Genomic DNA, 22722 nt, shown 5'->3' on the forward strand with positions numbered 1-22722 from the left:
CACATCATCATTATAGTCAAAACAACAAACACACTGTCATTTGGACAATTACCGTGATCTCGACCGACAGCCTGGCGCGCATCGCCCTCGACCTGCAACTCGGCATCTCCCATCAGGACAGATTCCATCGTCTGATCCAGAGCGTGCGCAGCCTGCTGAACTCCGATGCCTCGGCCCTGCTGCGCTACGAAGGGGGGCAGTTCGTGCCGCTCGCCATCGACGGCCTGATGCAGGACGTGCTGGGGCGCCGTTTCGCCTTGCGGGATCATCCGCGCATGGAGGCCATCGCCCGCGCCGGCGACGTGGTGCGCTTCCCCGCCGACAGCTTGCTGCCCGACCCCTATGACGGCCTGATCCCGGATCACGATGACTTCAAGGTGCACGCCTGCGTCGGCCTGCCCCTGTTCGCGGATCAGACGCTGATCGGCGCCCTGACCATAGACGGCATGAACCCGACCCAATTCGACGACATCAGCGACGAGGAGCTGCGGCTGGTGGGCGCCCTGGCGGCGGCGGCCCTCAGCAACGCCCTCTTGCTGGAGCGGCTCGCCCGCCAGAGCAGCGAACCCATCGCTCCGGGCCCGCAGGCCGGCCAGGGCCAGCCGGAGATGATCGGCCAGTCCCCCGCCATGGCGAGGTTGCGCCACGAGATAGAAGTGGTGGCGAGTTCGGAGCTGAACGTACTGATCCTGGGGGAGACGGGGGTCGGCAAGGAGCTGATCGCTAAGGCGGTGCACCAGGGCTCCCAGCGGGCGGAGAACCCCCTGGTCTACCTCAACTGCGCCGCCCTGCCCGAATCGGTGGCGGAGAGCGAACTGTTCGGGCATGTGAAGGGGGCCTTCACCGGCGCCATCCACAACCGGGCGGGCAAGTTCGAACTGGCGGACAGGGGCACCTTGTTTCTGGACGAGATCGGCGAACTCTCCCTGGCGCTGCAGGCCAAGCTGCTGCGGGTGCTGCAATACGGCGATCTGCAGCGCATCGGCGACGATACTCCCCTCAAGGTGAACGTGCGCATCCTGGCAGCCACCAACCGGGATCTGAAGCAGGCAGTGGTAGAGGGGGCCTTCCGGGCCGATCTCTATCACCGGCTGAGCGTGTTCCCGATCCATGCCCCGGCCCTGCGGGAGCGCACGGGCGACATCCCCTTGCTGGCGGGTTACTTCTGCGAGCGCTGCCGGGTCAGCCTGGGGCTGGAACGGCTGCGCATCCAGCCCCAGGCCCTGCAACTGCTCGAGCACCACGACTGGCCGGGCAACGTGCGGGAGCTGGAACACGCCATCCACCGCGCCGCCGTGCTGGCGCGGGCCGAGCAGGGCAGTCAGACCCCCAGCCTCGCCAGCCACCACTTCACGCTGGGAAACGGTGCCCCGCCGTCCACCAGCCCCAGTGTGACGCCCATCCAGCCACCTCTGCCCGCCGGCCTGGGACTGCGCGCCGCCACCGACGCCTTCCAGCTCGCCCTGATCGAGCGCACCCTGGCTGCCCACAATGACAACTGGGCCGCCACCGCCCGGGCTCTCGAACTCGACAGCGGCAATTTGCACCGCCTCGCCCGGCGGCTCGGCCTCAAGGCCTGACCGTCCTGCAGCAGACGATAAATCCCAAAAACAAAAACCCCCTCGCGAGGGAGGGGGTCTGGGGCAACCGGGGTGGGGTCAGCGCAGGGATTTGACCGAGCTGCGCACGATGAGCTCGGGCTGCACCGTCATGGACTCCACTTCCAGCTCCTTGTTGCGGATCCGGCTCACCAGCTGCTGCACCGCCAGCAGGCCGAGTTCGGCCTTGGGGTGACGGATGGTGGTCAGCGGCGGGCTGGAGAAGCGCGCCATCTCGATGTCGTCATAGCCGATCATGGAGATGTCGTCCGGTACCTTGACCCCGGCTTCCCAGGCGGCGCAGATGGCACCGATCGCCATGGGATCGTCGAAGGCGAAGACGGCGGTGGGACGCGGCTGGAGTGCCAGGATGCGCTGCATGGCATCGTAGCCGCTCTGGCTCTCGTAATCCCCCTCGAAGATCTGCTCGTCCTTCAGGGTCAGTCCCTGCTCGGCCAGGGCGTCACGCACCCCGTCCAGCCGCTGCTGGGTGGTGGGCTTGGCGAGATGGCCGGTGATGCAGACGATCTCCCGGTGGCCCAGCTCCAGCAGATGGCTCACCGCCAGACGCGCGCCGATGCGGGCGTTGTCGTTGATCACGTTGGCAAAATCACACTCGTTGCCCCAGTCCAGCACCACCTGCGGCACATTCTTGTGGATCCGCAGCATGTCCCGGAACTGGGTATCGATGTCGGTCCCCAGCACCAGCAGACCATCCACCCGCTTCTCCATCAGCATGCGCAGATAGTGCTGCTGACGGGGCGGCTGGTTCTCGGTGTTGCACAGGATCAGGCTGTAACCCTGCTCGAAGCAGTAGGCTTCCACTCCCTGTACCACTTCCGCGAAGAAGGGGTTGGCACTGGTGGTCACCAGCATGCCGATGGTCTTGGTCGAATTGATCTTGAGACTGCGCGCCACCGAGTTGGGCGCGTAGTTCAGCTCTGCCACCGCCTCAAGCACCTTCTGGGTCGCGTCTTCGCTGACCCGGCGGGTGTGATTGAGTACATGTGAGACGGTGGAGATGGATACGCCTGCGCGCGAGGCGACATCCTTGATAGTTGCCATCTCTGTCTCCTGAATAACAAAGGCGGAACAGTAGCAGATTTCCCGAATAAAGGCTTGGTTTTAACGGGCACTGCCAGTGAATTGTCAATCTCGGCTAATCTAGGCGGTCGTTTCTATTTGCGCAAACGAATTTTGGTCAAAATGAGAGCAGACGCAGAACGAAATGTCGTCAGTTTTTTACTCTGAAAATTGTCACCATGACAATTTGTTGTCAGTATGTTAATTGGCATTGACGATATTAAATTCCACAAACGAAACTTAAACAGGGCTTTTGTTTCATAAAACCCCTACCCGACCCGCTCCGGTTAGTATCTTTAACATCTTGTTATTGCCTGGCGAGGAATGATAGAACCTTACCTATTACCGGGCCCGCCGGATACAGGCTCGGAATGATGCCCATAAAACGAAACAATTCACTGATTAAGGGACGAATCAATGCATAACTTCAGCAAAATTGCAGTCAGAGCAGCGGTTTCTTTGGCTCTGTTTGGCTCGGTTTCCATCGCCAATGCCGCCGATACCATCAAGATCGGCATCGCCGGCCCCCTGACCGGCCCGGTCGCCCAGTACGGTGACATGCAGTTCACCGGCGGCAAGATGGCGGTCGAGCAGATCAACAAGGCGGGTGGCATCAAGGGCAAGCAGATCGAAGCCGTCATCTATGACGACGCCTGCGATCCCAAGCAGGCCGTGGCCATCGCCAACAAGGTGATCAACGACGGCGTCAAGTTCGTGGTCGGCCACCTCTGCTCCGACAACACCCTGCCCGCCTCCGACATCTATGAAGATGAAGGCGTGCTGATGATCACCCCGGCCTCCACCAACCCCAAGATCACCGAGCGTGGCTACCAGCTGACCATGCGCACCATCGGTCTGGACAGCGATCAGGGCCCGACCGCCGCCAAATACATCATCGAGCAGGTCAAACCCCAGCGCGTGGCCGTCATCCACGACAAGAAGCAGTACGGTGAAGGCATTGCCTCCAGCGTGAAAGCCGCGCTGGACAAGGCCGGCGTCAAGGTCGTGGCCTTTGAGGGCATCACCGCCGGGGACAAGGACTTCTCCGCCCTGATCGCCAAGCTGCAGAAAGAGAACGTGGACTTCGTCTACTACGGTGGCTACCACCCGGAACTGGGTCTGATCCTGCGCCAGGCTGGCGAGAAGGGCCTGAAGGCCAAGTTCATGGGTCCGGAAGGGGTGGGTAACAAGGACATCTCCGCCATCGGCGGCCCGGCTTCCGAAGGCCTGCTGGTCACCCTGCCGAACAAGTACGACCTGGTGCCGGCCAACGCCCCCATCGTCGCCGCGTTCAAGGCCAAGGGTCAGGACTCCTCCGGTCCGTTCGTCTGGACCACCTACGCCGCGGTACAGACCCTGGCTGCCGGTATCGCCAAGGCGGGTGAGGATGATCCCGCTGCCGTGGCGGCCGCCATCAAGGCCGCGCCGATCGACACCGTCATGGGCCCCCTGAGCTGGGCACCGAACGGTGACCTGAAAGGCTTCGAGTTCGGCGTCTTCCAGTGGCACGCCGACGGCACCTCCACTCAACTCAAATAATCTGCCGGTCGGGGGTGACAAGCGTCACCCCCTCCTTTCTTTGCGGGCAAGTACAGGGAACGCAGTATGTCCGAACACCTTCTTTATCTGGTTCAGCAGTTGCTGAACGGATTGACCATAGGTAGCACCTATGCGTTGATCGCCATCGGCTACACCATGGTCTACGGCATCATCGGCATGATCAACTTCGCCCACGGCGAGGTCTACATGATCGGGTCCTATGTCGCCTTCATGGTGATGGCCGCCCTCATGATGATGGGCATCGACAGCACTGTCCTGCTGCTGGGGGGCGCCTTCCTGGTCAGCATCATCATCACCGGCAGTTATGGCTGGACCATAGAGCGGGTCGCCTATCGCCCGTTGCGGGGCGGCAACCGCCTCATCCCTCTCATCTCCGCCATCGGCATGTCTATCTTCTTGCAGAACATGATGCGGATGGCCCAGGGCTCGCGTGACATCGCCATGCCCAACCTGATCTCCGGGGGCTGGTCCCTCGGCGCCGAGGATGGCTTCCAGGCCAGCCTCTCCTACATGCAGCTCATCATCTTCGTGGTGACCTTCGTCACCATGCTGGCGCTGACCCAGTTCATCGGCCGTTCCCGCATGGGCCGCGCCTGCCGCGCCTGCTCGGAAGACATCAAGATGGCCAACCTGCTGGGGATAGACACCCACGTGGTCATCTCCATCACCTTCGTGCTGGGGGCCACCCTGGCCGCCGTGGCCGGGGTGCTGCTCGGCATGTATTACGGCGTGATCAACCCCTACCTCGGCTTCATGGCCGGGCTGAAGGCCTTCACCGCCGCGGTATTGGGCGGCATCGGCAGCATTCCTGGCGCCGTCATCGGCGGCCTGCTGCTCGGGGTGGTGGAAGCCCTCACCGCTGGCTACCTCAGCACCGAATACAAGGATGTGATGGCGTTCGCCCTGCTCATCTTCGTGCTGCTGTTCATGCCCACCGGCATCCTGGGTCGCCCGGAGGTCGAAAAGGTATGATGCAACATCAATTTATTCATGCACCTATCACCTGTCTGATGCCGCTGTTCATGTCCATATGCAGCATCCTGGGTCGCCCGGAGGTCGAGAAGGTATGATGAAACGTCAATTTATCCATGCCTGCATCTCCAGCCTGATGCTGCTGGTGCTCTCCTTCTGGCTGCTCGGCTTCAAACTCGAGACGGAAGGCTCCCGCCTGCTGGTGGTGAGTCGCCTCGATGTCTCCCTGGCCTGGCTGCTGGGGGGCGCCACCATCGTCTTCTGGTTCCAGATGCTGCGCGGCCAGATTTCCAAGCTGTTCCAGGCTTCCATCAGCGGCTTCTCAGTCGGCTTCACCAAGCTGGTACTGCCAAGCCCAGAGGAAGCGCCCAAGCTCTACAACCTCACCGCCGTGCTGGTGCTGTTGTTCGCGGTGAGCTGGCCCTTCATGGCCTCCCGCGGGGCCATCGATCTCGCCACCCTGGCGCTCATCTACATCATGCTGGGTCTGGGCCTCAACGTGGTGGTGGGCCTCGCCGGGCTGCTGGATCTCGGCTACGTCGGCTTCTACGCGGTCGGTGCCTACAGCTATGCCCTGCTCAACACCTACTTCGGTCTGAGCTTCTGGGAGTGTCTGCCCATCGCCGGTCTGATGGCGGCCACCTTCGGCTTCCTGCTTGGCTTCCCGGTGCTCAGACTGCGAGGAGACTATCTGGCCATCGTCACCCTGGGCTTTGGCGAGATCATCCGCATCCTGCTCAACAACATGACCAGCCTGACCGGCGGCCCGAACGGCATCTCCGGCATTCCCAAACCGACCCTGGGGGGGCTGGAGTTCAACCGCACCGTCAAAGACGGGGGCTTCGAGACCTTCCACGAATTCTTCGGCATCGCCTACAACGCCAACCACAAGGTGATCTTCCTCTACCTGATGGCGCTGGTGCTGGTGATTGCCACCCTGTTCGTCATCAACCGCCTGCTGCGCATGCCGCTCGGCCGCGCCTGGGAGGCGCTGCGGGAAGACGAGATCGCCTGCAAGTCCCTGGGTCTCAACCCCACCATCATCAAGCTGACCGCCTTCACCATCGGCGCCTGCTTCGCGGGGTTCGCCGGCAGCTTCTTCGCCTCGCGCCAGGGCTTCATCAGCCCGGAATCCTTCGTGTTCATCGAGTCCGCCATCGTGCTCGCCATCGTCGTGCTCGGCGGCATGGGCTCCCAGATCGGCGTGGTGCTGGCCGCCATCGTCATGACGGTGCTGCCGGAGCTGGCCCGTGAATTCAACGAATACCGCATGCTGATGTTCGGCCTGCTGATGGTGTTCATGATGATCTGGCGACCCCAGGGTCTGCTGCCCATGAGCCGTCCCCATCTGGAGATCCGCAAATGAACAATCATCAGAAGTTGTTGGAAGTCTCTGATCTGTCCATGCGTTTCGGGGGATTGCTGGCGGTCAACGGCGTCAAGCTGGACGTGGACAAGGGAGAGGTGATCTCCATCATCGGTCCCAACGGCGCGGGCAAGACCACCATCTTCAACTGCCTGACCGGCTTCTACCGTCCGAGCGGCGGCGTCATCCGCTACCAGGGGGAGGAGATCCAGGGGCTGCCCGGCCACCTCATCGCCCGCAAGGGCATAGTGCGGACATTCCAGCACGTTCGTCTGTTCAAAGAGATGACGGCAGTGGAAAATCTGCTGGTAGCTCAGCATCGCCACCTCAATACCAGCTTCATCGCCGGTCTGTTCAAGACCCCGTCCTTCCGCCGCGCCGAGAAAGAGGGGCTGGAGCAGTCCGCCTTCTGGCTGGAGAAGGTGGGCCTCAAGGAGCTCGCCAACCGCGCCGCCGGCAACCTGGCCTATGGTCAGCAGCGTCGCCTCGAGATCGCCCGCTGCATGGCTACCCGTCCCGACCTGCTGATGCTGGACGAACCGGCTGCCGGCCTCAACCCCAAGGAGACCGATGAGCTCAACGAGCTTATCTCCAACCTGCGGGACGAGTTCGGGGTCTCGGTGCTGCTCATCGAGCACGATATGAAGCTGGTGATGGAGATCTCCAACCGCATTTTCGTGGTCAACCAGGGCACGCCGCTGGCTCACGGCAAACCGGATGAGATCCGCAGCAACCCGGACGTGATCAAGGCCTATCTGGGCGAGTCATAGGAAGAAGCAAGATGTTAGAACTTCGCAACGTATCGACCCATTACGGCAAGATCCAGGCGCTGCACGATGTCAGCGTGGAAGTCAAAGAGGGCGAGATAGTCACCCTGATCGGCGCCAACGGCGCCGGCAAAACCACCCTGTTGATGACGCTCTGTGGGGAACCCAAACCCAGCAGTGGCAGCATCTGGTTCGAGGGGGAGCAGATAGACTCCCTCACCACCGCCAGCATCATGCGCAAGGATATCGCCGTGGTGCCGGAGGGACGCCGCATTTTCTCCCGCCTGACGGTGGAAGAGAACCTGATGATGGGAGCCTTCTTCGTCGACAAGCAGGAGCAAAACGGGTTGCTGGATCAGGTATTTACCATGTTCCCGCGGCTGCATGAGCGACTGGAGCAGCGGGCCGGCACCATGTCGGGGGGCGAGCAGCAGATGCTGGCCATCGGCCGCGCCCTGATGAGCAAGCCGCGTCTGTTGCTGCTGGATGAACCCTCACTTGGGCTGGCCCCCATCATCATCCAGCAGATCTTCGACATCATTCTGAAGCTGCGGGATCAGGGCATGACCATCTTCCTGGTGGAGCAGAATGCGAACCAGGCCCTGCGGCTCGCAGATCGCGGCTATGTGCTGGAAAATGGCCGGGTAGTGCTGCAAGACACCGGTGCGGCCCTGCTGGCCAACCCGGCGGTGCGCCAGGCCTACCTCGGTGGCTGACCGCCCAGATCGGTTCATCCGGGTCGCCCAGCCAGGATGAGCCGCTCCCCTTCAGGGCCGGATCGCCACCACTTCTGGTGCGATCCGGCCCTGCCATTCATCGAGACCCGGGCGGTGCAGGATGGCCGTCAGGTCTGCTACGACAAGCACAGCCACCCCCACTTCTCCATCGGCGCCATCACCGGTGGCCACAGCCACTACCTCAACCAGCGTAGCCGACAGGAGGTCGGTACCGGCAGCCTGGTGCTGATGAACCCGGAAGAGGTGCATGCCTGCAATCCCATCGCGGATCATCCCTGGTCCTATCTGATGTTCTATCTCGACACCCGCTGGCTGCACGAACTGCAGCAGGAGGCGGGGCTCGGCGGTGACTTTCGTCCATTCGACATGACCGCCAGCCGTGACCCCGTGCTGTATCTGGGGCTGCAACAGCTGCACCACCAGCTGGTGGAGGGTCGGGACCCGCTGGCCAAGGCAGTGGCCTGCCAGATGTTCGGCCACCAGCTGCTGACCAGGCTCACCCCTGCCCGCTGGGATGACAGGCCGCCACTGCACCTGCAGCGCGCCGCCGAACTGATGCAGGATGAGAGCACCAACCCGCTCAGCCTGCAGCAGCTGAGTGCCGTCGCCGGGCTCAGCCCCTCCCACTTCGTGCGCGCCTTCAATCATCATTACGGCATGACCCCCCACGCCTATCTGCTCGACAGGCGCGTGCGCCACGCCCGCCAACTGCTCAGACTGGGGCACCCCCTGGCCGAGGTGGCGCTGGCGAGCGGCTTTGCCGATCAGGCCCACTTCCAGCGCCAGTTCAAACGGCGGGTCGCCGCCACCCCGGGGCAATACAGGTTGCAGTTCAGCCCTCTGCAAACAGCAGATAGCCGGCACTGAGCAGCAGTAACAGGGCCATGACGCGGTTGAACCAGCGCAATCGCCGGGGGCTGAGCAACGCCTGCTGCAGGCAGCTGCCGACATAGGCCCAGCAGGCGATGGAGCCGAGACAGATCACCAGATACAGCGCCGTGAACATCACCATCTGCCCCCACTCACCTGCGCCGCCGTAGGCCCCCATGCCCATGCTGGCTGCCAGCCAGGCCTTGGGATTGAGCCACTGCATCAGGGCGCCATACCAGAAGGCGGGCCGTTGCCCTGACTCCCCCTCCAGCTCTCCCCCGCTCCTGACCAGCTGCCAGGCCATGTACCCCAGGAAGAGGATGCCACCCCAGTGCAAGGCACCGACCACCAGGGGCCAGCGGGACAGAAGGGCCCCCAGCCCCAGCCCCATCAACAGGAGCAGCAGGATGAAGCCGAGTGTGGCCCCGACCACATGGCGCAGGCTGGCACGAAAACCGTGCTGGGCCCCGCTGCCGAGAGCGACCAAGTTGACCGGGCCGGGGGAGATGGACATGGCGAGAGCAAACCCGCACATCGACAGTAACAGACTCGTTTCCATGAAGAGGACTCCTTGCTGATTGAATGTCGTCAGCCTACGGAGCCGGGGATGAGGGGTATTGAAGGAAATTGCGCTCAAGCGGTCATTCACAAAAAGCCCCGCCAGAGGGCGGGGCTTGCGCGGGATCAGCGCCAGGCTCAAGCGATCTGCCATCCCTTGGCGCTGTGGCGCTGGTTCAGGAAGTCGGCGTAGCGACCCCGTAGCGAACAGAGCTGTTCGTGGGTGCCGGACTCAGCCACCCTGCCGGCTTCCAGCACCACAATCTGGTCGGCCATGGCCACGGTCGACAACTGGTGTGCGATGACGATCAGTGTGTGTCTGCCACGCAATCGTGCCAGCGTCTCGGCGATGGCGGCCTGATTCTCCGCATCCAGCGCGGCGGTTGCTTCGTCCACCAGCAGTATGGGGGCTCCCTTGATCAGAGCGCGGGCGATGGAGATGCGCTGCCGCTCGCCACCGGAGAGGCGGGCACCGCCCTCCCCGACCTGCGAATCCAGCCCCTGCGGCAGGCGCGAGACGATCTCGGCCACTCCTGCCTGTCGGGCCGCCTCCATGACTTCGGCGTCCGTTGCATCCGGTTTGCCGATGCGGATGTTGTCCGCAATGCTGCCCTGGAACAGATAGGTACTCTGGAAGATCTGGCTGATCTGGCCAGCCAGGCTGGCGCTGTCGATGGCGCGCACATCGGTGCCACCGATGCGCACACTCCCCTCATCCACGTCGAAAAAGCGCGCGATCAGCTGCATCAGGGTGCTCTTGCCCGAACCCGATGCTCCGACCAGCGCCACCATCTGCCCAGGCGCGATGCACAAGTCCACCCCACGCAGCACCTCGGGCGCCCCGGCGCCATAGGAGAAGCGCACATCCCGCAGCTCCACGGAGCCATCGGACGGCGCCTCGCCGTTGACCGGCTCCGGCAGGGGTTGCTCGTCCATCACCTCGGCGACTGCCTCGAGCTGACCCCGTGCACTGCGCAGCACTTCCCCATAACCGGCGATGTCCAGCAGCGGATCGATGAACCGGTTGACCAACAACAGGGAGACCATGGTGGTGATCGCCACCTCGCCCTGCCACTGCGTTCCCAGTTGGCTGTTCAGCCACATGACAGCCGTGATGAACAGGGCCGCAAACACGGCCTGCACCGCCCAGCTGTTGAGCACCACAGAGGCGGTAGAGACATAGATCAGCCGCGAGCCGGCCGCGTACTGTTTGTCGATGGCACGCTCCAGAAAGCCCATGCTGTCCCCCTTGCCACTGAAGGCCCGCAGCATCGACTGGGCCTGGGCGAACTCGACAATGCGCTGGCTGGTATGCGCTGCATGGTTGTGGAATGCGGCGTCGGCACGGCTGCCGAGGCGAGCGCTGATGACGAAGACTCCGGCCAGTATGGGCAGGGCCACCAGCATGGTGAGGCCGAGGGGCCAGTGCAGAACCAGCAGGGCCAGCACCAGTACCAGCGGCGTGACCAGACCGCTCAGAATAGGGGTAAACAGGTGGCCGGGCAGTTCGGACAGCTCAAACATGCCGTGGGTCATCACATGGTTGAGCCGTGCCGTGTTCTGCGGGGTAAACCAGCCCACCGGCAGACGGGCGATGTGATCGCCAATCCGGTGGCGGCAACCCTGCAACACCGCCACCCGAACCGCCACGCTGGCCTGCTCGACCCGACGACGCCAGGTCCAGCAGAGCAGCAGCCCTGCCGCCAGCGCAGTCAACCAGAACCCGGCCCCCCGCACATCATGCGCCAGCAGGCGTTCGAGCACTGGCACCAGAAGCGTGAGAGTCAGGCCGTTCAGGATGCCGAGGGTGATGGCCATCCAGCCATAACGACGGAAAACATGGGCATCTTCACCCAACAGTCGAAGGAAAGTCATGAGCATGGTTATACCGCCATCCGTTGTTGATCTTGCTGTTCATGTCCACCCAGCGCCCACAGGCGAGCGTAGCGGCCACCCTGCGCCAGCAGCGCGTCGTGACGACCCTGCTCGACGATGGCCCCGTCTTCCACCACCAGGATGCGATCGGCATGCATCACTGTATCGAGCCGGTGGGCGATCACCATCAGGGTCCGCCCCTTGGCGAAGCGGGAAAGGGCCTGCTGGATGGCCACCTCGTTCTCGGCGTCGGCTGCGGCGGTCGCCTCGTCCAGCACCAGAACGGGCGGATCCAGCAGCACGGCGCGGGCTATGCTGACCCGTTGGGCCTCACCGCCGGAGAGCTGAGCATCCTCGCCGATGACGGAGTCATAGCCCCGTGGCAGGCTCAGGATGTGCTCGTGGATATTGGCGGCCCTGGCGGCCTCTTCAATCTGCTGATAGGTCGCGTCGGGAAGACCGAGCGCGATGTTGTCACGCACGCTGGCGTGGATCAGACGCACCTCCTGCAGCACGAAGCCTATGTGTCGATACAGCTCACGGGTATCCAGGTTGCGCAAATCCACCCCACCCAACGTGATGCGCCCCTCGCTCGGATCGAAGAAGCGCAGCAGCAGGCGGGCCAGCGTGGACTTGCCCGCACCGGATGCCCCCACCACGGCCGTCACAGTACCGGCGACCAGGGTGAAGCTCACCTTGTCGAGCACCTTGTGGCCACCGTCATAGGCATAACTCACCTCTTCGGCGCAAACCTCTACTCCCCTCGGGTGCTCAACCTCGTCATAAGCAGGTTGCTCCAGCTGCGGCGTCTGCAGCAGAGTCTGGACCCGCCCCGCGGCAGCTTTGGCGGGCTCCAGCCCGTGGGCCACAAACACCAGCAGCATCAGGGGTGCCGAGATGCAGGGGGCGACCAGCACGAACGGCAACACTTCCACCGGCGCCATCCAGCCGAGACCGACAAAGAGGGTACCGGCAGCCAGCACGACCCCCAGCACGGCGACGGGGGACATCAGGGCATTGGCGATGGCCATGGCGCCCAGCATAGGCTTCAACAGGCCGAGGAAGGCTTCCAGAAAGCTCTCCACCGCCGTCCGGTAGTTGCCGTGCACCTTGCCGCTGGTGCCAAAGGCTTTGATCACCGGGATCCCGTTGACGAGCTCCACCACGGCATCGTTCACCCTGGCCTGGCCTTCGCCAAAGGCCCGGGTCTGCGTCTCGCTGAACTTCATGGCCGAACCGATCAACAGAAAGCCGGCGACATAGGGCAGAATAGCGACCAGGGCCAGCCCCCAGTGCATCGCAAAGAGATAGACGAGTGACGCCAGGATGGCTCCCAGGGTACGGCCCAGGGTGGTGTAGAAGTGGGCAGTCAGCTCGTGCAGGGTGCCGATGTCGTCCTGCATCGCCTGTTTCACTTCACCGGATGCGTGGGAGGTGAACCAGCCGAGAGGCACCCGGGCCAGGCGCCGCGCCGCGGCAAGCCGCAGATGACGGGTGATCCTGTTGTCTGCCACATGGGCGCAGGTCTCCGCCGCCAGCGACAGCAACAGACCGAGAAACAGGCCGACGAGGCTGAACATCACCGTCAGCCACACCTCTCCCCTCAGCAGGGCCAGGCTCTGTACCACAGACTCCTCGCCGCCGAGCGCGAACCGGGCGATTTGGGCTATGCCAGCAAGGGGGGTCAAGGTCAGCGCCGCGCCCAGGCCTGCCAGTAGGGTGGCCGCGATGAGACGCCCCTTGATGGGCTTCAATATCTGGCCCAGGGGATCCGGGGTATTTGACAGCGCCTTTGCCGGATTACTGGTACTCATAGGAACTTCCTGAAGGCTTGTGCAGGGGGGCATGGATCTGGGCAGTGCGCTCGGCGAGGAAACGCTTTGGCGGAGCCCCGACCGCCTTGTGGAACATGGTGATGAAGGCACCGGAGCTGTCGTAGCCAAGCTCGTCTGCAATGGTCTGGATCAGCCGACCCTGGGCCAGCATCGGCAAGGCGGTGATCACATGCATCTGGCGGCGCCAGCGGCTCACGCTCAGACCGGTCTCGGCACTGAACAGGCGTGACATGTTGCGCTCGCTCATGCCGATCCTGGATGCCCACTGCTCGAGCGTCGCCCGATCGGCGGGGGCGGCCAGCATGCCGTCCGCCAGCTTGCGCAGCCGCAGATCGGCGGGCATCGGCAGGTGCAGCCACTCCAGTGGGGCGGCGATGAGCTCGTCCAGCAACACCGACATCAGCCGTCCCGGTGCTCCCTCGATCCGATAGTGCTCGGGCAGCGCCGCTGTGCGCTCCAGCAGTGCGCGCATGAAGGGAGAGACCGAGATAGTGCAGCAGCAGTCCGGCAACCCGGGTGCGGCATCCGGCTCGACGAATGCCACAAAGCCACGCGGTTCACCGCTGCTGCTGGCACGGTGGACCATGCCACCCGGGATCCATACCGCCCCCTGCGGCGGCACGACCCAGAATCCCGTGTCCGTCTCCAGCGTGATCAAGCCGCTGTCGGCAAACAGCAGCTGTGCCTTGCGGTGCTGATGGAGCGGCAGCTCCCAGTTTTCCGTGACCCTGCCCAGGCCGATCACGACCACCGGGCGCTCAATCTTGTCGGGATAGTCGGACTCGATATCGGTCATGTCATTGTTATCGGTGATGTACATGGGAGACTCTCCGCTATCCGGTTCAGACATTGGCCAGCAAGGCGTCGGCCTTGGCCCGCGCCTCTTCTTCGCTGGCGACGACAAACATGGGGTAACCCCAGAATTTGGCGAAGACGACCGCGAAAGCCCGCATCGCCACGCGTTTGGTCGACTCCGGTACTATCTGCACGTGGCCAAGGGCAAAGCGCCGGATCGCGTGCTTGTTGCTCTTCATCCAGAGCGCAACCGTCCGGCGATCCTCAGCCCCGGCCTTGTCGTTGCCATTGCCCGGCTCTCCGGTGGCAAGAAACACCAGGGGCTGACCGCGGACAAGCAGGGCCGAGATGTCGGCAAGTGCCGCTTCCACGGATGCCCCCCGGGCCGGTTCGTAATCCATCCAGACGATGGGGTACTCTGTTGCATCAATGTTCATGACTGGCTCCTCGGTGCAGGCAATAACGGCACCTAAATGATAATAATTATTATATCTACCTCTGTGGTGTGCTTCATTGGCGAATTCGGACATTAAAGTTATCAATCCAGCCAATGCGACTCACCTGCACACCCAGAACCCCAGCCCGCATCTCTTGTGTCGTCACCCAGACCAAGCCACCCAAGTGCAGCGTCCTACCTTCCCCTGCTCTATTGAGTTCGCTTGGGGTAAACTGATCCCCAATCATCTATTTGCAGGACATCTCAATGGACCAGTTTGCCCATATCAGCGCCCAGGATGCCCACCAGAAGCTGGAGGCCGGTGAGGCCCGCCTCGTGGACATTCGCGATCCCCAGTCGTTCGAGACGGCCCACGCGGTGGGCGCCTTCCACCTCACCAATGGCACCCTGGTCCGCTTCATGAATGAAGTGGACTTCGATACCCCGGTGATCGTGATGTGCTATCACGGCAACAGCAGCCAGGGGGCCGCCCAGTACCTGCTGCAGCAGGGCTATGACGCCGTCTACAGTCTGGATGGCGGCTTCGAGGCCTGGCGCAGGGAGTTCCCGATCCTGGCGGGCGACGCATGACAGGAGCCGGCAACGCCTCCCCGGCCGGCATGATCCAGCTGCTGGTGCTGGACAATGCCCGCATGGCCCAGGCTCTGGTGGACTATCTGGCCACCCTGGGGATCTCCTGCGAGCTGACCCAGTCCGAGCTCGGTGTCTCGGTCTGGCTGGCGGACGAACAGCGCCTCGCCCAGGCCCAGCTGGAGGTCAAACGCTTCCTGAGCGAGCCCAATCACCCCCGCTACATGGAGGCCTCCTGGCAGTCCGGTCGGGCGGATGCCCGCATCGACTACAGCAAGGGGATGACGGATCCGGTCACCGATTTTCTGCATCAGGCGGGACCCCTGACCCTGGTGGTCATCATCGCCTGTCTGGCGGTCTATGCCCTCGACGCCATCGGCCTGCCCATCTTCGACGAGCTGGCATTCCACCCCACCCTGGCCCAGTTCACCGACTGGCAGGCCTGGCGCTACATCACCCCCGCCTTCATCCACTTCTCGGTGCTGCACCTGGTGTTCAACCTGCTGTGGTGGTGGTATCTCGGGGGGCAGATAGAGCAGCGACTCGGCAGCGGCAAGCTGTTCATCCTGCTCATCGTCGGGGCGGCGCTGCCCAACGTGGCGGAGTTCTTCGCAAGCGGCCCGCTGTTTGGGGGTCTCTCCGGCGTGGTCTATGCCCTGCTCGGCTATTGCTGGCTGCGCGCCAGGCTGCAGCCAGACTGCGGCCTCAGTCTGCCGCCGGCGCTGATGGGCTTCATGCTGTTCTGGCTGGTGCTCGGCTTCATGGATTTGCTCGGCACGCCCACCGCCAACATCGCCCACCTGACCGGCCTGCTGGTGGGTCTGTTGCAGGGCTGGCTGGACAGGCATCACAGGCCCGCCTGATGCCCTGCCATCCCGTGTTCTGATGGCCGACAACGAAAACGCCGCCCAGAGGGCGGCGTTTTTATATGGTTGGCTGACGCTTACTGCTTGAGCAGGCTGGCGTCTGTCACTGCGACGGCCGCACCGCCGCTGGCGAAGAAGCTGCCGAACTGGGTCTGCATCTCGCTTGTCACGGCGCCGGTCGGATCGAAGTTTTCATCCGGTGCCAGCAAGGAGCTGTGACCACCGGCCACGAAGCGGCCCGCATGGTGACTGACCGGAACCAGCCCAGGGCCAGTCGCGGTCAGGGATTTCAAGCCCATCACCTTGAACAGCGGCTCGGTCCCCGCCAGCGGCGCGGAGGCGACGCTGTTCGGGATCACCTGATCCGGCAGGCTCAGGGCGCCATCACCCACTATTTCCGTGGCAAACAACGGGAAGTCCGCCTTGATGCCGCTCGCTAGGTTGATCGGATCAGCCGAGTCCAGCACCGACTGGGCCGCGAAGACGTAGCTCTGCAGGGTGCTGGCGGCGCTTGCCTGCGTGGTGCCATCCAGGCTCGGCAGGAACTCGTTGACGAAGCAGCTTGCCACCGCGCTCTTGCAGGTCGGGGCATAGGCGGTGAAGGCCGTCTTCAACTCGGGACTGCCGCCGGTCAGCACGCTCATCTGTATGGTCGGGCCGAAAGTGGGGGAGTTCAGCAAGAGCGGCGCTATGCCACCACCCGGCATGGCCAGGCCGCCGGTGGTGAACTTGAACAGGGCATCGGCCGTAGGGTTGCCCAGCGACTGGTTGGCCACCGCCAGCAGGTTGGCCCCGGAGATGGCGCCGAGGGAATGACCCAGGAAGTGCACCTTGAGGCTGCCGGCGGTGCCGATGACACCCTTGGCATTGGCCAGCCCCACCGCCAGACGCAGGCCCAGCAGATCCGCCACGCTCTGTTTCAGGTTGTCCCGCGCCACCGTCAGGTAGCTCAGGTTCAGATAGGGGGTCGGGTTGTCCGAGGTGGTCACCGAATCCAGGCCACCGGTCAGGGCGAAGCCACGCTCCCCGTGCAGCGGATGATCGATCACCACCACGGCGACGTTCTTGCTTGCCTTGGCACCGGCACCGATCTGACCCAGGGCCAGGGCATAGGCATTCTCCTTCACCGAGGTGACGCCATGCTGATAGATGATGACGTCGGTGATAGCCGACAGCGGCGCCGCGGCGAAGATGCGCATCGGCACGGACTGCACCTCTTCCAGCTTGGGCAGCGGGTTGAAACGGCCGATGTTCATCTCGGGATCCAGCGCCTTGCCACCTGAGGTGAGGGTCACCCCGATCAGCTTGCTCGCCTCCGCCAGCAGCTCGGCCTGACGGGTCGGGTCGGCGATGAGCGTACCCAGCAGGGCCGGATCCACTCCCGCCCCCACCAGACCGCCGATCACCTCGCTGTCGCCCGCCTTCAGGGCATTGGCGATGGCGTACAGGCTGGGGATGGCCCCATGCCAAGACTGGGTTCTGGCCTTGTCCCAGGAGCCGGCGCTGGCCGGAGAGGAGAGGAAGTAGGGCAGCTTGACCGCACCGGTATAGACAGTAGTGCCCAGCGCCAGATTGTGGAGAGGCGTACCGGAGCCAAAGGCGGCGGCAATGGCATCCTTCTGCTCCTGCAGCAGGAACTGCTCGGCTTCCAGCTTGGTCAGGAAGGCAGTACCAGCATCCAGACTGGCGATAGTGTAGGTACCCGGCAGGCTGGTATGGCCCAGCGCATCCTGTTTCCACAGGGCCGCCGCATCCAGGGTCGGGCTCTTCAGCACGGATGCCGCCGCTCCTTTTACCGCCACCAGCACATCGGCGCCGGACTGGGTACCAAACCAGTCGGAGAAGATCACGTGATCGCTGGTGATGCCGGTGGCGGCCTTGAACAGCCCCTCCTGCAGGGTGATCAGACCGTTGATGGTCTGATCCTGGGCACTGCTGCCCGGGTTGCTCTTGTAGTTGCTGTAGTCGGAGCCGGCACGCACGGCATTGCCGTTGCTGTCCTTGAGGGTATCGGTCGCCACTATCATGTAATAGGAAGAGGGATTGAGCGGCTTGAGAGGCACCAGATTCAGCTTGCCACCCGCCTCGGCCACCACGAAGTCCACCCCGTAGGTCAGCTGCTTCTTCACGCCGCTCGGGCGCAGGGCCGCACTGTCAAACTCCAGTTCAAGCAGATAGAGCGGGGCGATGGACGCCGCAAACTCGGCCGCGGCCGGAGCCTTGATGCTGATCCCCGAGGCGGTCACGGGCACGACCTGGATGGCCTGGGTCGTGGACCAGCCATCCAGGGTGGAGAGAGCGGAGACAGGGTTGGAGAGATCCGCCGTTTCGGTGGAGAACTTCAGGGTGCCGTCGGAGGCACGGGCAGCGAGGGCGCTGGGGCGAACGGCATTGGAGCCGCTCAGCAGGTAGTCGAGATAGCTGGAGGTATCGCCTTTGTTATCGTCACTGCCACCACAACCGCTCAATAGCGCACTGAGGACGGCTGCATAAATCAGGTTTTTTTTCATATCCTTATCTCTTTTTATGTTGTTATCCATGATGAGCCTGACGGGGTAGGGTTCAAACCCGACCGAAACATATTAACAGCAACGCAACAATTGATAAGCCTCTGGTCGGTCATCTGATCTGCTTTTTTTGTGTACAACATCAAGGAATTGGAATTGTCACCCCGGCGGCGGAGAGTAACAGCATCCGGCGCAACACCAGACCCGACCAGAGCCAGCGTGCCTGCGAGGCGCAAAAAGCCAGCCCCGATCTCGGCAAAGGGAGGGATTTGTCGGTAGAATGGCCCATCGCTTAAGGAGAACCCCATGATCGACCCGAAAAAACTGGAAGAGATCGCCAAACAGGTACACAACGCCCTGCCCCCCGGCATTCGCAGCATGGGTGAAGAGGTGGAGAAGAAAACCCGTCAGGTGCTGCAATCCCAGCTGAACAAGCTGGATCTGGTCAGCCGCGAGGAGTTCGACGTGCAGACCAAGGTGCTGCTGCGCACCCGGGAAAAGCTGACCGCCCTGGAAGCCAAGCTGGCCCAGCTGGAGCAGCAGCTCGCCGCCAAGGGCGAATAAGCCCTTCCGCGCGCGAACGGCCCAGCCCTCAGCGCACATAAAACAAACCCCAGCCAGGCTGGGGTTTGTTGTTTATGGAACAGGGAAGAGGTTCAAGGGCCGTTGCGAGAAGCCGTCGACAAGGTGAAGTACAGGAACCGGAGTGCACCGATATACATGAGCACTCTTTACCGCACATAAGCGAGCAGCACCTGAGCCTTGATCACGGCTTCGCAGTCGGCGCTCAAATGAACTCGTAGGCATCACCGAAGATGCGCTCGGGTTCGGCCCCCAGCACCTTGAACTCTTCCCGGGCGGCCCCCGCCATCTCGAAGCGACCCGCCACATAGATGTCGTAGTCATGCAGACTGACGAAGTCGTCCATGATGGCCTTGTGCACCAGCCCGGTGCGGCCGGTCCAGTCCGCTTCCGGCTCCTGTACCACGGGCACGAAGGTGAGCGGGGCATAGTCCTGCGCCCACTGCTGCATCTGCGCCTGCTCGTACAGCCAGTGCGCCTGACGCACACCCCAGTAGAGGAACACCGGGCGCTTGCTGCCGGTCGCCATCAGATATTCCAGGATGGAACGGGCATAGGAGAAACCTGTGCCGCCCGCCATCAGGATCAGGGGGCGCGGGGATTCGTCCCGCAGGAAGGCCTTGCCCGCCGCCAGTTCGATCTCGATCTCCCCCTGCTCACGCATGCGCGCCAGCACCTGGCCGGCGTAGGCGTTCTCCGGGGTGGCTCCTATCTGCAACTCCAGCACACCGTCACGGGTCGGCGAGTTGGCGATGGAGAAGGGGCGCTTGTCCGAGTCACTCATCACCACCAGCAGATACTGGCCGGGCTTGAAGCTGATAGCCTGCTGCGGCGCCAGGGCCACATGCCAGACGGTGTCGACATATTCGCGCAGTTCCTCTACGCGGCACTTGATACGTTGCATTCTTGTCCTTTTGACGGGCCAGCCCGGCCCGTTTTCACTCATTGATTCACTGTGTTCTGGCGACCCGCCAGGGGTCCGGTCAGTCGAGCATACCCAATTCAGGCCGGCAATACCGCTCTTTGTGCACCGACTGGCCGGAAACAGGCGCCATTGCATCATTCAACCCGGCCCGGCACCGCCCTTTTCCATCAAACGGGCGCGCCGACCGCCTCAGCGGCTAGTCCAGGATCTTCAATTCATCCCAGATGGCGTCGATCTTCTGCTTCACCGCCTCGTCCTGGACGATGGGTTGACCCCACTCGCGGTTCGTCTCTCCCGGCCACTTGTTGGTGGCATCCAGCCCCATTTTGGAGCCTAGCCCGGAGACCGGTGAGGCGAAGTCGAGGTAATCGATGGGCGTGTGCTCGATCAGGGTGGTGTCCCGCGCCGGATCCATCCGGGTGGTGATGGCCCAGATCACGTCCTTCCAGTCCCGGGCGTTGATGTCGTCGTCGCAGACGATCACGAACTTGGTGTACATGAACTGGCGCAGGAAGGACCAGACCCCCAGCATGACCCGCTTGGCATGGCCTGGGTAGCGTTTCTTGATGGTCACCACCGCCATCCGGTAGGAGCACCCCTCCGGCGGCAGGTAGAAGTCCACGATCTCGGGGAACTGCTTCTGCAGCAGCGGTACAAACACCTCGTTCAGCGCCACCCCGAGCACCGCCGGCTCATCGGGGGGACGGCCGGTATAGGTGCTGTGATAGATGGCATCGCGACGCATGGTCATGTGGGTGATGGTGAACACCGGGAACTCGTCCACCTCGTTGTAGTAACCGGTGTGATCCCCATAGGGGCCTTCCGGTGCCATCTCGCCGGGCTCCAAGTAGCCTTCCAGCACGATCTCGGCGCTGGCGGGCACCTCCAGCTCGCAGCTCAGGGCCTTCACCACCTCGGTGCGACTTCCCCGCAACAGACCGGCGAAGGCGTACTCCGAGAGGCTGTCCGGCACCGGCGTCACGGCGCCGAGTATGGTGGCCGGATCGGCGCCGAGCGCCACCACCACCGGGAAGCGTTCACCGGGGTGCGCCTCCTGCCACTCGCGAAAATCGATGGCCCCGCCCCGATGATCCAGCCAGCGCATGATCAGCTTGTTCTTGCCGATCTTCTGCTGGCGGTAGATGCCGAGGTTCTGCCGTTTTTTGTAAGGGCCGCGGGTAATGGTCAAGCCCCAGGTCACCAGGGGGGCGACATCGCCGGGCCAGCAGTGCTGGATCGGGATCTGGTCGAGATCGACCGCGTCGCCTTCCAGTACCACCTGCTGACAGGGGGCCGAGGAGAGCCGCTTGGTCGGCATGTTCAGCACCTGCTTGAAGATGGGCAGCTTCTCCATCAGCTCCTTGAGACCGCGGGGGGGCTCGGGTTCCTTCAGGTAGGAGAGCCAGGTGCCCACCTGACGCAGGGCGCCGACATTGGGTTGACCCATGCCCATGGCGACCCGATCCGGCGTGCCGAACAAATTGGTCAGCACCGGCATGGCATAACCCTTGGGATTTTCGAACAGCAGGGCCGGGCCACCGGCACGCAGGGTGCGATCGCTGATCTCGGTCATCTCCAGATAGGGGTCTATCTCGCGCGTGATGCGCTTGAGCTGTCCGTTCTGTTCCAGCTGCGCGATAAAATCACGCAAGTCCTTGTATTTCATGCGGGTACCCTGTGTGCAGGCGATGGGGCATTATAACCCCGGCTGGCCATCCGGTGTACCCGTATCGGGCCGCAGGACGGACATGGTGTGACGCCGCTCCTGATGGGTGAGCCTGTCCGCCAGCTGGGCCAACAGCCTGGGTTCGTCCAGTTGCAGCAACACGCCGGCCACCAGCCCGCTGTATTGCTGTTTGCCGAGCTCCGCCAGCAGGTATTGGCGGGCTTCGTCCGGCAGGGGGGAGAGTCGGCTCAGCTGATGCAGGGCCGGGATCATCAGCCGTTCATTGCGGCTGGCGGCGATCAGCATATCGCTCGCCGTCTGGCCATGGTAGAAGCGGGGTATGCTGCTCAATGCAGCCAGACTGTCGTTATCCACTGGCTGACGCCACAGTTTCTGGTACAAGTCAGGGTTGCCAGTCCGCTCGATGAGGTGCAGCAGCAACTGGTTGTCCGGCAGGAAGAGGGTCAGGGCGGCCAGCCGCTGGGCCTCACGACGCTGTACGGCGGTCGGCTGGCTGTCCAGCACCGTCAGCAACGCCTGCTGTTGCTGCGCCAGCTCCGGGTTGCGGCTGTAGTAGAGATGTTTGAAATCGAAGCTGTCGCGCGCCAGCTGCTGGCGATAGTTGTCCTGCCAGGCGAGCTGTTGCCAGCGGTTCAGCACCAGCCGCGCTTCGGCGGCGAAATCATAGGCGGGCAGCTGCACCAGGAAGCCATCCACCTCCCCTTCCACCAGCCATTGCGGTGCCTTGGCGGCCTGCGCCCGCACCCAGGCATGGAGCGCAGGGCTCGGATGGCTGACCGTCTTGAGACCCGCCAGCACCTGATATTGCAGATATTCACGCTGACCCAGGGCCAGGGCCTCCAGCAGGGAGTCCATGGCGGCAAACTGTTCGAGCGCGAGCCGGCTGTGCAGGTAGTCGAGGTGCCCCTGCAGCCCTTCATCCGCCACCAGGGGGGCATTGCGTTGCGGGGGAGAATCGGCCTGCACGGGTGCGGCCAGCAGCCACCCAATCCATAGCAAGAAAATCAGCTTCATGACGTCTCTATCCTTGTGACATCCGGCCTTGTGGCGTCCTGGCCCCATAGTACTAAGGGCACCGGCAAATAGATAAACAAAAACCGCGACCTGGGCCG

20 protein-coding genes are annotated in these 22722 nt (G+C 63.2%); 10 read left to right on the forward strand and 10 right to left on the reverse strand.

All coding sequences use genetic code 11. The features are described from left to right. Positions 1 to 53 precede the first annotated feature (53 nt). Complete coding sequence (gene norR / locus ACW5W7_RS18315; protein WP_456502618.1) at positions 54 to 1580, forward strand: nitric oxide reductase transcriptional regulator NorR; 1527 nt, start codon at positions 54 to 56, stop codon at positions 1578 to 1580. 78 nt (positions 1581 to 1658) lie between these two features. On the opposite strand, the gene ACW5W7_RS18320 is transcribed toward norR, so the two are convergent. Next, positions 1659 to 2663: a substrate-binding domain-containing protein gene (locus ACW5W7_RS18320; RefSeq protein ID WP_349920530.1), complete on the reverse strand. Its 1005-nt coding sequence runs from the start codon at positions 2661 to 2663 to the stop codon at positions 1659 to 1661. Between the two features lie 435 nt (positions 2664 to 3098). Between ACW5W7_RS18320 and ACW5W7_RS18325 the strand changes: the two genes are divergently transcribed. The 6 genes from ACW5W7_RS18325 (at position 3099) to ACW5W7_RS18350 (ending at position 8950) form a co-directional block, all read left to right on the forward strand. Further along, positions 3099 to 4220 carry a branched-chain amino acid ABC transporter substrate-binding protein gene (locus tag ACW5W7_RS18325; RefSeq protein ID WP_349920529.1) on the forward strand — a complete coding sequence of 374 codons (1122 nt, stop codon included), beginning with the start codon at positions 3099 to 3101 and terminating at the stop codon, positions 4218 to 4220. 66 nt (positions 4221 to 4286) lie between these two features. Next, a complete protein-coding gene (gene livH / locus ACW5W7_RS18330) occupies positions 4287 to 5213 on the forward strand; it encodes a high-affinity branched-chain amino acid ABC transporter permease LivH (RefSeq protein WP_349920528.1) in 927 nt (308 codons plus the stop codon). Between the two features lie 97 nt (positions 5214 to 5310). Further along, entirely contained in the window at positions 5311 to 6579 is a 1269-nt protein-coding gene (locus tag ACW5W7_RS18335) for a high-affinity branched-chain amino acid ABC transporter permease LivM (RefSeq protein ID WP_456502619.1), read from the forward strand. Next, the gene (gene livG / locus ACW5W7_RS18340; RefSeq protein ID WP_456502620.1) at positions 6576 to 7349 is read left to right on the forward strand and encodes a high-affinity branched-chain amino acid ABC transporter ATP-binding protein LivG; all 774 of its coding nucleotides are present in this window, start codon (positions 6576 to 6578) and stop codon (positions 7347 to 7349) included. Before ACW5W7_RS18335 ends, livG begins: the two co-directional genes overlap by 4 nt. A gap of 11 nt (positions 7350 to 7360) precedes the next feature. Then, positions 7361 to 8062, forward strand: coding sequence for an ABC transporter ATP-binding protein (locus ACW5W7_RS18345; protein WP_349920526.1), 702 nt, complete (start codon positions 7361 to 7363; stop codon positions 8060 to 8062). 36 nt (positions 8063 to 8098) lie between these two features. Further along, the gene (locus tag ACW5W7_RS18350; RefSeq protein WP_456502621.1) at positions 8099 to 8950 is read left to right on the forward strand and encodes a helix-turn-helix domain-containing protein; all 852 of its coding nucleotides are present in this window, start codon (positions 8099 to 8101) and stop codon (positions 8948 to 8950) included. On the opposite strand, the gene ACW5W7_RS18355 is transcribed toward ACW5W7_RS18350, so the two are convergent. The 5 genes from ACW5W7_RS18355 to ACW5W7_RS18375 form a co-directional block, all read right to left on the reverse strand. After that, positions 8916 to 9512: a LysE family translocator gene (locus tag ACW5W7_RS18355; protein WP_456502622.1), complete on the reverse strand. Its 597-nt coding sequence runs from the start codon at positions 9510 to 9512 to the stop codon at positions 8916 to 8918. The genes ACW5W7_RS18350 and ACW5W7_RS18355 overlap by 35 nt on opposite strands. A 137-nt stretch (positions 9513 to 9649) precedes the next feature. After that, a complete protein-coding gene (locus tag ACW5W7_RS18360; RefSeq protein WP_456502623.1) occupies positions 9650 to 11386 on the reverse strand; it encodes an ABC transporter ATP-binding protein in 1737 nt (578 codons plus the stop codon). A gap of 8 nt (positions 11387 to 11394) precedes the next feature. Beyond that, positions 11395 to 13200: an ABC transporter ATP-binding protein gene (locus ACW5W7_RS18365; protein ID WP_456502624.1), complete on the reverse strand. Its 1806-nt coding sequence runs from the start codon at positions 13198 to 13200 to the stop codon at positions 11395 to 11397. Then, positions 13187 to 14041 carry an AraC family transcriptional regulator gene (locus ACW5W7_RS18370; RefSeq protein ID WP_456502625.1) on the reverse strand — a complete coding sequence of 285 codons (855 nt, stop codon included), beginning with the start codon at positions 14039 to 14041 and terminating at the stop codon, positions 13187 to 13189. The genes ACW5W7_RS18365 and ACW5W7_RS18370 overlap by 14 nt, the downstream gene beginning before the upstream one ends. Before the next feature lie 22 nt (positions 14042 to 14063). Beyond that, positions 14064 to 14453, reverse strand: coding sequence for a hypothetical protein (locus ACW5W7_RS18375; protein WP_456502626.1), 390 nt, complete (start codon positions 14451 to 14453; stop codon positions 14064 to 14066). Between the two features lie 266 nt (positions 14454 to 14719). Here ACW5W7_RS18375 and glpE point away from each other — a divergent pair, with 266 nt between their 5' ends. Both glpE and glpG read left to right on the forward strand, forming a co-directional pair. Next, a complete protein-coding gene (glpE, locus tag ACW5W7_RS18380) occupies positions 14720 to 15043 on the forward strand; it encodes a thiosulfate sulfurtransferase GlpE (RefSeq protein ID WP_427249496.1) in 324 nt (107 codons plus the stop codon). A gap of 29 nt (positions 15044 to 15072) precedes the next feature. After that, positions 15073 to 15906, forward strand: a complete 834-nt coding sequence (gene glpG / locus ACW5W7_RS18385) for a rhomboid family intramembrane serine protease GlpG (protein ID WP_456502647.1) — start codon at positions 15073 to 15075, stop codon at positions 15904 to 15906. 80 nt (positions 15907 to 15986) lie between these two features. Here the strand turns inward: glpG and ACW5W7_RS18390 are convergent, their stop codons facing one another. Further along, on the reverse strand, positions 15987 to 18419 hold the full coding sequence (locus tag ACW5W7_RS18390; RefSeq protein ID WP_456502627.1) for a VolA/Pla-1 family phospholipase: 2433 nt from the start codon (positions 18417 to 18419) through the stop codon (positions 15987 to 15989). A 303-nt stretch (positions 18420 to 18722) separates the two neighbouring features. On the opposite strand from ACW5W7_RS18390, the gene ubiK reads away from it, so the two are divergent. Continuing rightward, a complete protein-coding gene (gene ubiK / locus ACW5W7_RS18395; protein ID WP_349920518.1) occupies positions 18723 to 18980 on the forward strand; it encodes a ubiquinone biosynthesis accessory factor UbiK in 258 nt (85 codons plus the stop codon). A gap of 223 nt (positions 18981 to 19203) precedes the next feature. Here the strand turns inward: ubiK and fre are convergent, their stop codons facing one another. The 3 genes from fre to ACW5W7_RS18410 all read right to left on the reverse strand — a co-directional run bounded on the left by fre (position 19204) and on the right by ACW5W7_RS18410 (position 22624). Next, complete coding sequence (fre, locus tag ACW5W7_RS18400) at positions 19204 to 19902, reverse strand: NAD(P)H-flavin reductase (RefSeq protein WP_456502628.1); 699 nt, start codon at positions 19900 to 19902, stop codon at positions 19204 to 19206. A 217-nt stretch (positions 19903 to 20119) separates the two neighbouring features. Next, on the reverse strand, positions 20120 to 21589 hold the full coding sequence (ubiD, locus tag ACW5W7_RS18405) for a 4-hydroxy-3-polyprenylbenzoate decarboxylase (RefSeq protein ID WP_456502629.1): 1470 nt from the start codon (positions 21587 to 21589) through the stop codon (positions 20120 to 20122). Between the two features lie 30 nt (positions 21590 to 21619). After that, positions 21620 to 22624, reverse strand: coding sequence for a hypothetical protein (locus tag ACW5W7_RS18410; RefSeq protein ID WP_456502630.1), 1005 nt, complete (start codon positions 22622 to 22624; stop codon positions 21620 to 21622). Between the last annotated feature and the right edge of the window lie 98 nt (positions 22625 to 22722).

The sequence above is a fragment of the Aeromonas intestinalis genome (assembly GCF_054052485.1).